Annotated in this window: 11 protein-coding genes; 6 read left to right on the top strand and 5 right to left on the bottom strand. The window is 40.0% G+C overall.

Translation table 11 applies throughout. The features are described from left to right. Positions 1-4: 4 nt before the first annotated feature. From ABJD71_RS02825 to yaaA, 4 genes are all read right to left on the bottom strand, one after another. Complete coding sequence (locus ABJD71_RS02825; RefSeq protein ID WP_348164226.1) at positions 5-400, bottom strand: DUF3718 domain-containing protein; 396 nt, start codon at positions 398-400, stop codon at positions 5-7. 406 nt (positions 401-806) lie between these two features. Beyond that, on the bottom strand, positions 807-1,202 hold the full coding sequence (locus ABJD71_RS02820) for a DUF3718 domain-containing protein (protein ID WP_348164223.1): 396 nt from the start codon (positions 1,200-1,202) through the stop codon (positions 807-809). A 173-nt stretch (positions 1,203-1,375) separates the two neighbouring features. Continuing rightward, positions 1,376-1,930 carry a hypothetical protein gene (locus tag ABJD71_RS02815; RefSeq protein ID WP_348164220.1) on the bottom strand — a complete coding sequence of 185 codons (555 nt, stop codon included), beginning with the start codon at positions 1,928-1,930 and terminating at the stop codon, positions 1,376-1,378. A gap of 127 nt (positions 1,931-2,057) precedes the next feature. After that, a complete protein-coding gene (yaaA, locus tag ABJD71_RS02810) occupies positions 2,058-2,834 on the bottom strand; it encodes a peroxide stress protein YaaA (RefSeq protein WP_348164217.1) in 777 nt (258 codons plus the stop codon). 369 nt (positions 2,835-3,203) lie between these two features. Here yaaA and tal point away from each other — a divergent pair, with 369 nt between their 5' ends. After that, entirely contained in the window at positions 3,204-4,157 is a 954-nt protein-coding gene (tal, locus tag ABJD71_RS02805; protein WP_348164214.1) for a transaldolase, read from the top strand. An 82-nt stretch (positions 4,158-4,239) separates the two neighbouring features. Continuing rightward, on the top strand, positions 4,240-5,883 hold the full coding sequence (gene pgi / locus ABJD71_RS02800) for a glucose-6-phosphate isomerase (RefSeq protein ID WP_348164211.1): 1,644 nt from the start codon (positions 4,240-4,242) through the stop codon (positions 5,881-5,883). 80 nt (positions 5,884-5,963) lie between these two features. Here the strand turns inward: pgi and ABJD71_RS02795 are convergent, their stop codons facing one another. Next, complete coding sequence (locus ABJD71_RS02795; RefSeq protein WP_348164208.1) at positions 5,964-6,503, bottom strand: DsrE family protein; 540 nt, start codon at positions 6,501-6,503, stop codon at positions 5,964-5,966. A gap of 332 nt (positions 6,504-6,835) precedes the next feature. On the opposite strand from ABJD71_RS02795, the gene ABJD71_RS02790 reads away from it, so the two are divergent. Genes ABJD71_RS02790 through ABJD71_RS02775 form a run of 4 tightly spaced genes read left to right on the top strand, consistent with a single transcriptional unit; the run spans position 6,836 to position 12,362 of the window. Next, on the top strand, positions 6,836-9,307 hold the full coding sequence (locus ABJD71_RS02790; protein ID WP_348164205.1) for a TonB-dependent receptor: 2,472 nt from the start codon (positions 6,836-6,838) through the stop codon (positions 9,305-9,307). A 40-nt stretch (positions 9,308-9,347) separates the two neighbouring features. Then, complete coding sequence (locus tag ABJD71_RS02785; protein WP_348164202.1) at positions 9,348-10,604, top strand: MFS transporter; 1,257 nt, start codon at positions 9,348-9,350, stop codon at positions 10,602-10,604. Between the two features lie 47 nt (positions 10,605-10,651). Further along, positions 10,652-11,707: an LLM class flavin-dependent oxidoreductase gene (locus ABJD71_RS02780; protein WP_348164199.1), complete on the top strand. Its 1,056-nt coding sequence runs from the start codon at positions 10,652-10,654 to the stop codon at positions 11,705-11,707. Continuing rightward, positions 11,700-12,362 (top strand): cysteine hydrolase, encoded by a 663-nt coding sequence (locus tag ABJD71_RS02775; RefSeq protein WP_348164196.1) that lies wholly within the window; start codon positions 11,700-11,702, stop codon positions 12,360-12,362. Before ABJD71_RS02780 ends, ABJD71_RS02775 begins: the two co-directional genes overlap by 8 nt. The last annotated feature ends 146 nt before the right edge of the window (positions 12,363-12,508 follow it).

Raw genomic sequence — 12,508 nt, 5'->3', positions numbered from 1 at the left:
TTAACTAGATACGATCATTTAATACAGCTACGATAGGAGAAGTTGTTAAACCATTCTCATTAGCCCAATCTAATACAGTTTTACCGTCCTTCTCTGGAGCAGAAAGATCACCTTTAGGCATTTTTTTAACCATCAAGGTTCCTGTTTCAACTGCGTTGTTTAACATTGCGGTACGAATTAGGCTGTTACCGCCACACGAAACGCCTGTGTAATAATCTTTTAATTTCAATCTGAAATCTGATTGTACTCGTTTCATTTTCTTACGTAATTCGCCTTTATCATCAGCTTTTACAATAGTACAAATATTTTGCAGTGCTTCACCCACGTCAGCTTGGGCTGGAGCAGTAGTTAACAGAGATACAGTGGCGATAGCGATAGAAGTTTTAACAATTTTCAACATGGTTAATCCTCGGATTGGTTTAATAAATTAATGCAATATCATTGCGTTGACCTTATTAAAGCGCACCGAGAGTGATTAAGAAATCTGCCTATTAATACTTTAGTATTAGTTCTGATACAGCAACGAAAAATAAACAAAGCACCCAACCTAATCTCTAAATGATAAAACCCAATACTCCGCTTAAACTAAAGACTATCGCACCTTACGCTAGTCCCTTATTGGTGCCTTGGAGTACCACTATTTTACGTGAGTTTGCATAAAATCAGGGAACCACCAAAATCAAATACGAATTTCAAACAAAAAAAACGACCTCAAAGAGGTCGTTTCCAAGGTAAATTACTTAATAAAAAGTGCCTTACCATCCATGTTGAACTGGGTGTTCACGATGGAACTAAATACTATTTAATTAAATACGGTCGTTTAATACAGCTACGATAGGAGAAGTTGTTAAACCATTCTCATTAGCCCAATCTAAAACAGTTTTACCATCTTTCTCTGGAGCAGAAAGATCACCTTTAGGCATTTTTTTAACCATCAAGGTACCTGTTTCAACTGCATTGTTTAACATTGCGGTACGAATTAGGCTGTTACCGCCACACGAAACGCCCGTGTAATAATCTTTTAATTTCAATCTAAAATCTGATTGTACTCGTTTCATCTTCTTACGTAATTCGCCTTTGTCATCAGCTTTTACAATAGTACAAATATTTTGTAAAGCTTCACCAACGTCAGCTTGGGCTGGAGCAGCAGTTAACAAAGATACCGTAGCGATAGCGATAGAAGTTTTAACAATTTTCAACATGGTTAATCCTCGAATTGGTTTAATAAGTTAATGCAACATCATTGCGTTAAGTTCATTTAAACCTGTCGAGTGCGATTAAAAAATCTGCATGTCAATACTTGAGTATTAGGTACAATACCTAGACCTATTAGTCTAATTATTTAATTCGCAATTAAATCAATAGCTTTCTCTAGTTATTCTTTAACTGATTCTCTTTCCGCCATTCGAGATTTCATTTTTTCAATGCAATCTTGATCATCACCACACCGTTTCTCAATAAACATCTGTTGTTTAACACTGTCACTATCTCCTCTTTTAGTGCCTTTCTTGTCTGCCATACGAGATTTCATTTTTTCAATACAGTCTTGGTCATCGCCACAGCGTTTTTCGATAAACATCTGCTGTTTAGAATTGTCACGTTCTCCCCTTTCAGTCCCTTTTCTGTCTGCCATACGAGATTTCATTTTTTCAATACAGTCTTGGTCATCACCACAGCGTTTCTCAATAAACATCTGCTGTTTTTTACTGTCACTACCTCCTCTTTCAGCGCCTTTTTTATCTGCCATTCGAGATTTCATTTTTTCAATACAATCTTGATCGTCCCCACAGCGGTCTTCAATTCTTTGTTGCATTTCTTTTTGAATTTCAGCTTTTTTAACTTCTAACTGCTCAGACTGAGCAAGACTGAGGTTTGAAAACAACAGCGAAACAGTGGCGATTTTTACTAGCATTAATGATTTAAAGGTCATAAGGCCTCCTTATTTTCTATTTTGAGTATTGGTTAATATTGTAAAGGCAAAATTAATGCCACCAATAAATATATCGGCAGTAACTAAAAATTATTGCACCTTACTATTCAACCGCTGAAATTTTCTTCTACCCTTGTTCTTCTCTGGTAAAGACTAAGTCTTTATCTGTACTTTTTGCTTCTGAAAATTGATATCCCCCTGTGTCGAATTCTTTTAACTGACACACATCCGTTAGACGATTTTCAATGATATACCTAGCCATCATACCTCTGGCTTTTTTAGCAAAGAAACTAATCACTTTGTATTGGCCGTTCTTACAATCTTGAAAAACAGGTGTAAAAACTTCTGCATTTAAGGATTTTGGTTTTACCGCTTTGAAATATTCATTAGAAGCTAGGTTAAGCAAAACATTATCTCTTTGTGCAGCAAGCGCTTCATTCAATTTATTGGTTACTCGGTCGTCCCAAAATTGATACAAATTTTTATGTGTGCCTGTATCTAACTTAGTGCCCATTTCCAGCCTGTACGCCTGCATCAAGTCTAGAGGCTTTAAAACCCCATACAAGCCAGACAATATGCGTAAATGTTGCTGTCCATAACTTAAGTCATCTTCCGTCAACGTCCCAGCATCTAACCCTGTGTATACGTCACCGTTAAACGCAAGTAATGCCTGTTTGGCATTATCGGTGGTAAAAGGTAATTCCCAACTGGCATAACGGTCAGCATTTAACCCCGCTAATTTGTCACTAATTTTCATTAACGAACCAATTTTAGCTGGGCTTAATTTACGACAATGCTCAATAAGAAACGTTGAGTCTTCTAACATTTCAGGCTGTGAAAATGTTTCAGTAGTAGGCGGTGTTGTATAGTCGAGATTTTTTGCGGGAGATATAACCACTAACATTAAAAAGGCCCTGTGAAGTAATAATTAAATAATAAACGTTAGAAACGGATATTGGGGGCAGGTTCAAGAAAACAAGTTTGTTTGGTTTAACGGTAATCATTAAATTAAAAAGAGCACAACATTGTCAACCTACGACATAGAAACCCACAAAACTGTTACTATTCTGATACACCTTAGTTTTTTTGTCAGTAATAATAGCCTTTTACTAGCATCAGTTTTTTAACAGTTATATCCTTCGCCACAAGGACTGTTAATATGTTTGGTAAACATTAAGCATAAGATAGTTAGCTTACTTCTTTGAGTTCATGACCAAGCTATAGCACATTAACATCATGCATAAACTAAGCGTTACCCATTACAGAGGATACTATGTCTAACCAATTACAAGCTTTACGAGAAATTACCACTGTTGTAGCAGATACAGGCGATATCGAAGCAATTAAAAAGTACCAGCCAGTAGATGCAACTACAAACCCTTCTTTGTTATTAAAAGCCGCTGAAATGCCACAGTACAAATCTCATCTAGAGAACGCTGTAGCATGGGCCAAAGAGCAGTCATCAGATCCAGAACAGCAAATCATTGATGCAGGCGATAAACTCTCCGTAACCATAGGTACAGACATAGTAAACATTGTTCCTGGTCGTATTTCTACCGAAGTAGATGCTCGTTTATCGTTTGATACTGCTAGCAGTATTGAAAAAGCTCATAAGTTAGTTGCTCTTTATAAAGAAGCTGGTATCGATAAAAGTCGTATATTAATAAAATTGGCTTCTACCTGGGAAGGCATCAAAGCAGCTGAAGTGCTAGAAAAAGAAGGAATTAATTGTAACCTAACACTTTTATTTGGTTTTGCTCAAGCTCAAGCATGTGCAGAAGCTGGCGCCTATTTAATCTCTCCATTTGTAGGTCGTATTCTAGACTGGTACAAAAAGAGTACAGGTAAAACTGACTATACCTCCGAAGAAGATCCGGGTGTAGTATCTGTAACAAAGATCTACAATTACTATAAAGAGCACGGCTACAAAACGGTTGTAATGGGAGCAAGCTTCCGTAACACAGGTGAAATTACAGAACTAGCTGGTTGCGACCGTTTAACAATAGGCCCAGCTTTGTTAGAAGAGTTATCACAATCAGACGCACCTCTTCCTGTTAAGTTGACCGATAGTGGCGCAACGAAAACACCAGGCGCGCCTTTAACCGAAGCGCAATTCCGCTGGGAAATGAACCAAGATGCAATGGCAACCGAAAAAGTATCTGAAGGTATTCGCAACTTCGCCATCGATCAAGTAAAACTAGAAACACTATTGAAAAGCTATCTATAAGCTAAATTAGTTTAAAAAAAAGCGTCGTTCTGCGGCGCTTTTTTGTCATTATTTTTATATCACTCTACACTCGAGGTCTCCTATGACAGCACTGACTGAATCTAAAGCTTGGCAAAACCTAGAAAGCCTAGCAGAACAAATAAAAACTCAACATATGCGAGATTGGTTTGCAGCCGATCCCCAAAGAGCAGAAAAGTACACCGAATCAGCTTGTGGCATTGAGTTAGACTTTTCAAAAAATTTAATCACTGACGAAGTACTTAGTGCATTACAAACATTAGCTACTGAATGTCAGGTTTCAGAAAAGCGCGATGCCATGTTTGCTGGTGATATCATAAACCACACCGAAAAACGTGCAGTTTTGCATACAGCTCTTCGTAACTTTTCAGGAAAGCCTGTTTTAGTTGACGGTGAAGATGTGATGCCAGAGGTATTGGCATGCCAACAAAAAATTCAAGACTTTGTGGCGAGTGTTCACAGTGGTGAGCTTAAAGGGTATACAGGCAAAGCTTTAAAAGAAATTGTCGCAATTGGTATAGGGGGATCTTTTTTAGGTCCAAAAATCATGTCGGAAGCACTAAAACCTTATTGGTTTGAGGGCGTAAAAGTACACTATGTGGCGAACGTAGATGGCTGTCACATTCAGGATGTTTTAGCCACAGTAGACCATGAAGAAACCTTAGTTGTTATGTCATCTAAGTCTTTCAGCACCCAAGAGACCTTACAAAATACGCTGACTGCTAAAGCATGGTTTTTAGGAGCCGGCGGTACGCAGCAAGATATAGCAAAACACTTTATTGCCGTATCTTCTAACATCAAAGCTGCCACTGAGTTTGGCATGGCTGAAGATAATATTTTCCCGATGTGGGATTGGGTAGGTGGTCGTTACTCACTTTGGTCTGCGATTGGATTACCGATAGCGTTAACTATAGGTTACGACAACTATCGTGAACTACTTCAAGGTGCTTTTGACATGGATGAGCACTTCAAAACGGCTCCTGCAGAGCAAAACCTGCCACTGTTGTTAGGGCTCTTAGGGGTTTGGTATGTCAATTTCTTTGGGGCTCAAAGTCATGTACTGCTGCCTTATTACCATTATTTACGAGGATTCCCTGCATATGTGCAACAGCTTGATATGGAAAGTAATGGTAAACGCATAGCTGGTGCAGAAACAGCAACAGACTATGAAACAGGACCAATAATCTGGGGAAGTGAAGGCACTAACGGCCAACATTCGTTCCACCAGCTTATTCACCAAGGTACAGTCTTAGTACCCGCTGACTTTATGTTACCACTGAATGTGCCTAACCAAGATGATACCCACCATGCTATGTTAGCTTCTAACTGTTTTGGTCAAACCCAAGCTTTAATGCAAGGTAAGACCTTTGAAGAGTGTAAAGTAGATTTAGCGTCAAAAGGATTGGATGATTCAGAGTTAAACTCTCTTGCCACTCACAAAACTATGCCTGGCAATAAACCAAGTAATACTATGTTGTTTGATAAAGTAGACCCTAAAACACTAGGCGCTTTAGTTGCTATGTATGAACACAAAGTATTTGTACAAGGTGCAGTATGGGGTGTGAACTCATTTGACCAATGGGGTGTTGAGCTAGGAAAAGAACTAGGTAATCAGGTATTAGATAAACTTGTTAACACTGATGCACCGTTAAGTTTTGATGCTTCAACTAACCAGTTAATTGCTAAATTTAGAGCGGCTAACAATTAATTTAAAGCAGTAAACACACACTTAAAAAGGCGGATGATAGAATATCACCCGCCTTTTTTGTCACTGACCACAGTTTAAAATTAAAAAGGGTTTTGACTATACCCTTTAGCAGCTAAAAGCGCATGAGCAGTCATTGCAGACAAAGCCATGTCAACGCCTTCAATCAAATCCTCATTATCAACTTGATGAAAAGCGGCCGATTGACCGCATTGCACAAACTGGACATTATTAGCGAGTAGAGTAGCAATCAGTTCTTCATTTGGATTCTCTTTACCGTACTTAGCTTGATGAGATTCAGTATTACGCATTTCATTTGTAGCTCCACCATGAACCACAACCACTAAGTCGATATTCTTCTTTGGGATCCCGTTAGCAGCATGCATATTATAAAAACGAGCCACGCTATCAAAGCCTCGGTTTAACCCACCATCTTTGCCTGGTTTAGCAATATCAAATACTACTTTTAATTCTGTATCCTTAGCAATTTTCATATCTTGTTTCACGGAAGTGTGCTTTCCATAACCAAAGATAATGGGCCCATCGGCAAGCTCTGCTGCTGAGCTGAGAAAACACGCACAACCTAATAGACCAACAGTTACAGCTTTAGCTAAAGTATTCATGATCAGTTATGTTTCCTTATTAGAATTACGATGTCTGGCTTTTTTAAATTAAAAATTGATTCACCTTCTCTAGAGACCGACAATATTTTTATGTGCAAATGATTCTTTTTAAAAATCAACCGAACAGACATTTATTATTTCGAATAGATATAATAGATTAAATTCAACGTATATAACTAGTATATAATACTCGCACACTCTATATCTGCTAGTTAAACGTCATTGGTTGCATAAATAGTCAAGTACTTCAACAGGTGATGGCAAAGTAACGATGACTAAATTGATAGTGTAAGACCTTCCTTGACACCACAATAAACAAAAGGATCCACACTATGCGAAAATTAGATAAGTTTTTTGCATTTATTTCAATCGCTGCGGTTGTGATTAGTGGTTCAGGAAACATGCTATTGGCTCAAGAGACAATACCGACGGATAATACCACTCAAGTTACTGATGAAGATGCAGTAGAAGTTATATCGATAACTGCAAAACGGGATATTGCAGGGTTTCTAGAGAATCAACCTAGTAGTTTGCTTTTTGGTTTTGAAAAGTCACTGTTAGAAACAGGTCGCTCTGCCACCTTTGTCGGAGACGAAACCTTAAAAGCCTTTGGTGTAACTACAGTGGATGACCTTACGGCAGTCGCACCCGGTACCTTTACTGCTTCATTTTATGGAGTTGAAGGGGCCTTAAATGTTAGGGGCACAATGGCCGAAACTTATTTTCATGGGTTCAAGCGTATTGAAAATAGAGGAACCTACCAAACACCAATAGGCTCTACCTCCAGAGTAGACATTTTGAGAGGGCCGCCCACAGCAAACTTTGGGCCCGGTAAAATAGGCGGCTTGTTAAACCTTGAGCCAAAGACAGCTAGGCTCAGCCAGTTTGGTGGCTTTTTACCTGATGTCGTCGGTGAAGCCCAAGTCACCTTTGGCTCTTATGATAAGAAAAATGCCAGTTTTCAGATAGGTGTACCTGTTAATATCTCAGAAGCTGAAGGCGGCGTGTATGCCTACATTGAATTAGAAGACTCTGGGAGTTTTTATAATGGCATTACCCCAGAACATCAAATGCTGCAATTATCGGCTGATTTTGAAATAGGTAATAGCTGGAAGCTAGCAGCGGGCCTGATGTCATATACTTCTGAAGGTTATGTGCAAACCCTAGGCTGGAACAGAGTCACCCAAGAGCTAATAGATAATGGCACCTACCAAACCGGACAGGATACTGATTTAGTAGACACAAATGGTAATGGCCAGATGGAATGGACAGAGCTGTCTGCACAGGACCCTACCTACTTTGCTAAACTGACACACTATCCAGATTTTTACTTATACGCCGATGGTGATGTAGCAGCATTAGATACCAATCTAGGCACAACCAAATTATCACCACAAGATGTCTACATCAGTGACAATGACTTTTCTGATACCGGCACCTTTACCGGTTTTGTAGACCTTATCAAATCCTATGACGATGACAGCCAATTAAAAATACAAGTTTTTGCTGATTATTTAGATAACCAGCGCTTTGTAAGTTATGGCTTTCCTGCTGATTATTTAGCGAAAACATTCGAAGTTAGGGTGTCTTACATTAGTACTTTCGGTAATAACAGCGACGCCATCACAGGTGTTTACAATGTCGGCTTAAGCAGCCGCTATTATGATGCCCGTAAAAAAGCATCTTATAACGGTGGGCAAATTGCCATTAGTCGTCGGGATTTATCAGTTGGCGCTATGCCAAATGATATTATGGGCTCTCCTTTTAATTCTGATTTCTTTTGGGATTTAGATACTCAATCAACGTGGACCGACAACGCTATTTTTGCAATGCTTGATGCCACAACTATGGATATTTGGGATCTTTCATTGAGTGCTAGGTACGACTATTACGACTTAGATTCCACTGAAAATGGTGACCCTACCTACTCTTATGCTGGCGTAACAGAAGCCAAAGATACAGATGACAAGTTTACCTACAGCGCCACCTTATTGTTAGACCTACCTTCAGGTATTCGACCTTACATTAGTTACGCTGAGTCCGCTGCTATCGAATTTAGCCAAGCAGGTGAAGTATCCCCTGATTTAATCGCTGATGGTGAATGGTTATCAGATGGCAAGCTAGTTGAAGCTGGGGTTAAATTAGAGTTGTTCGATGGAATAGTGACAGGTTCACTCTCTGGTTATAATCAAGAAAGAACTGAACTTAGCACTGTCGCAGGTAGCACCGTAAACCGCACTGAAAGCGAAGGCGTCGAGCTCGAACTACGTATTCTTGCCACCGACAACCTAAGCTTCAGCATTACATCTAATAAGCAAAAAACCGAATATGTTGACGGTTATGATGGCTACTATGTTATTAACCCTAGAGAGATTGGCTTAGACGATGTATCCAACTATGGGGTATCTGTAGCAGCCTTCAATTTCTCTGACAGCTTGTATGCCTTAACTGGCAGTGAATATTATTTAGGTGCGTTAGAAGATACTCGTATACCAGACGCAGTGACAAGTGTTTATGCCACCTATGCTGGTGAAGTGGGTATGTTTGACCGCGTAGGGACAACATGGGGTGTGCGTCATGTAACAGAAACCTCTGGCTTCACCGAGTTTTCCACTAAGTACCCTAGCTACTTGTTGATGCAAGCGGCACTATTCGTCAATTACAACGACTGGTCCATTAGCTTGAACGTAGACAACGTGTTAGACGAAACCTATTTCACCCCATTACAAGATATATATGGCGATGTGGCAGTATTACCGGGTAAGGGTCGTGAATGGCGTATGTCAGTTCACTACAACTTGTAGAAAGTAGTCAAAATGATAATGATAAAATATTGGAGACCTTATGGGTAAGTTAACCGCTGATATACAAGCGCGTTTCGTGTTGTGTGCCTTTAGTCTTGGTTTCTTTGTGATTACCGCAGCAACCTTTACGTCTTTAGGCGTAGTATTGCCTGCTATGGTTTCAGAGCTTCAATGGGATTGGACAACCGCTGGCCTAGGTTTCACATGCCTAGGCCTAGCATGCGGAATTGGGAGTTACTTACCTACAATCACTATTAAACGGTGGGGTTTATCACATACTCTTCTAGCAGGCCTCGCCTTATTAAGCGTGGGGTTCATGATGTTGTTCATGACAGCAACACCGTTGTCTTATTTTTGTGGCTGTATTTTAGTTGGTACCGGTTATTGCTTTGTTGGCTCCGTGCCCGGCACTTACGTTATCACTCACTTTTTTAAAAAGCATTCCACTGCATTTGGTTTCTACTACACAGTAGGCGGCTTAGGAGGTGTTGTTGGTCCTATAGTCGTTTGGTTAGCAACCGATATGTTAGGAAATTGGCGTTATCATTGGTTGCTGATGCTAGGAGCAATTATAGTATCAGTTATACTAATGCTTACATCTTTACTATTCACTGATTCAAAACGACTAAAGCACCCACCTGAACAAGCATTGGTGGATACGGGCAATCAGAGGGTTTATGCCACAGAACAAGTTTGGACCTTCAAAGAGGCCATAAGAACACCTCAGTTTCTCCTATTACTTGCGGCCTACTCAACGGTGTTATTTGTTGGCATTACAGTCAATAGCTTTTCAGTAGCACATTTAACAGAAGTAGGAATTACATTTGCTTTAGCCAGTACCTTGCTGTCAGCTGAAGCATTTTGTAACGCCATATCTCGAATATTTGGAGGGTTTATAGGAGAGTTTGTTGAGCCCAAAATCATGCTACAAATAGCACTGTTGTTACTAGGAGGAGGTATGTTTGCCCTTAGTTTTGGGCAAACAATCATCACCTTAGGTTTTTATTCATTTGCAATTGGTTTTGGATTCGGATTAACCTTCTTGTCTTGTACTGTTTTGTTAGTTCGCTATTTTGGTACAGGGCCATATTTACCCTTATTTTCAATACTAAATTTAGGCGCCACAGTTGCGGCGGCTGCGCCATTGGTCTGCGGATACCTAAAAGATGTAACTGGCACATTCGTTCCACCTTTTTTAATCATTGGCACCCTTCCAATACTTATCTTTATTGGGATTTGCTTTATGCAACCACCTCGATTAAAGCAACCACTGACAGATAGCTCACCTACTCAATAGATATCTGCCGTTATGCCGTTAACCGTTCCAGAAAAGGAATAATATCAATGACGACTGATAAAAAAGAATTTGGTGTGTTTTTACCTATAGCAAATGGCGGCTGGATTGTTTCAGAAAACACCCCACCTCTAGATGCCACATATCAACAAAATAAGACAGCAGCCCTAATTGCTGATAGCTACAAGATGGACTTCATCATGTCCATGGCTAAATGGCGTGGCTATGGGGGCAAAACCGAGCATTGGGGCACATCCTTAGAATCAATTACTATGATGGCAGGCTTAGCAGAAGCCACGAACCACGCAAAAGTTATTGCCACTGTGCATACCTTAATGATGAATCCAGCCGCCATCGCTAAAATGGTTGCCACCTTAGACCAGATATCTGGCGGTCGTGCAGGGCTTAACATAGTGTCAGGGTCGTTCAGAGATGAGCTTAATCAAATGGGTGTTTGGCGCGATGACGTCGACCATGATGAACGTTATGTTTATGCCCAAGAGTGGACAGAGTTAGTTCATAAGCTTTGGCAAGAAGACCATGTCAATTACGACGGTAAGTACTTTAAATTTGAAGATTGTGTGTCACAACCTAAACCATCTAAAAAACCATTTACTGTATGTGCAGGCCAGTCAGAGCGTGGCTTACGCTTTTCTGTAAAAAATACAGATGCCTGTTTTGTAGGTGGAAAAGATGATGCAGAAACCTTAAAAATCACTCGCATGGCGCGTGACATTGCAGATCAACTAAACACCTCAGTGAAGTGTTACTGCATGGCCATCTTAATTATTGAAGACACCGAAGAAGCAGCACAAGCCAAAGCTGATTATTACCGAGCAGGAAAAGATTCAGGGGCAGTTGAGGGCATGATGCGCTCTTATGGAATTGATCCCGCATTGAAAGACAATGCCATGGTGATTCGCTCTCAAGGAGCTTTTATGAGCCGCGAGTTAGTAGGCACAGTAAAGTCAGTAAAGCAGCAGCTAATAGACGTCATAGATAACACTGAAATGGATGGTGTGATGATCATCTTTGATGATTACGAAAAAGGATTACATAAGTTTGGCCAGCATATTCTACCTGACTTAAGAGCGCACTATGGCTGATTCAGCCCAACGTCAAGTCACAACCTTACAAGCCTCTTGGATTGAGCCTAGTCGCACAGCCTTATGTATTATTGATATACAACAAGACTTTGCGAGTCCAGATGGTTTGTTAGGCCAGTTTGGTTTAAACATGGACTCGGTTCAAACCGCTATTGCCAACTGCCAAAAAATAGTCACTGCCGCCCGTAAAGCCAACGTCCCTATTTATTTTATTGGCTTAAAAACAGCAAAAGAAACAGACTCTCCTTCTTGGAAAAAATGGATGAGTCGTCAAGGTAGAGATCCTGAAATAGAAAGCGCAATTTGTCGAGTTGGAACTAAAGGGAGTGATTTTTTCAAAGTTCTCCCAGAGCCTTCAGATTCTGTTGTTTATAAAACCCGCTATAGCGCATTTCATGGCACCGAGTTAGACAAGCAATTAGACCAAAAAAATATCGACACCTTAGTATTTTGTGGTGTCACCACCGAATGCTGCGTTGAGTCTAGCGTCAGAGATGCATTTCACTTAGATTACCACGCCATTGTTGTTACCGATGCTTGTGCGGCGTACGAGCCTCAAGTTCATGATGCAAGCTTATCAGCTATGGCCATCAACTTTGCACTATTGAGTGATACGCAACAACTTTGCTCAATATGGAAAAAGTACTTTTCCTAACATTCAAATACTCCAACCACCTAATTATAAGAACAATACACCTAACAACATAACTAAATCTAAGGTGGCTTTACAGTAGTTAAATTAAAGCTTTTAAAGTTTTCTTTTGCATCAACAATTCAAATCTGAGAAATAAAATAGGCAAA

Origin of the sequence: Paraglaciecola sp. (assembly GCF_039943935.1) — a bacterium.
Lineage (GTDB): Bacteria > Pseudomonadota > Gammaproteobacteria > Enterobacterales > Alteromonadaceae > Paraglaciecola.
The sequence above is the reverse complement of the archived record's forward strand: the minus strand, read 5'-3'. Positions and strand labels throughout refer to the sequence as shown.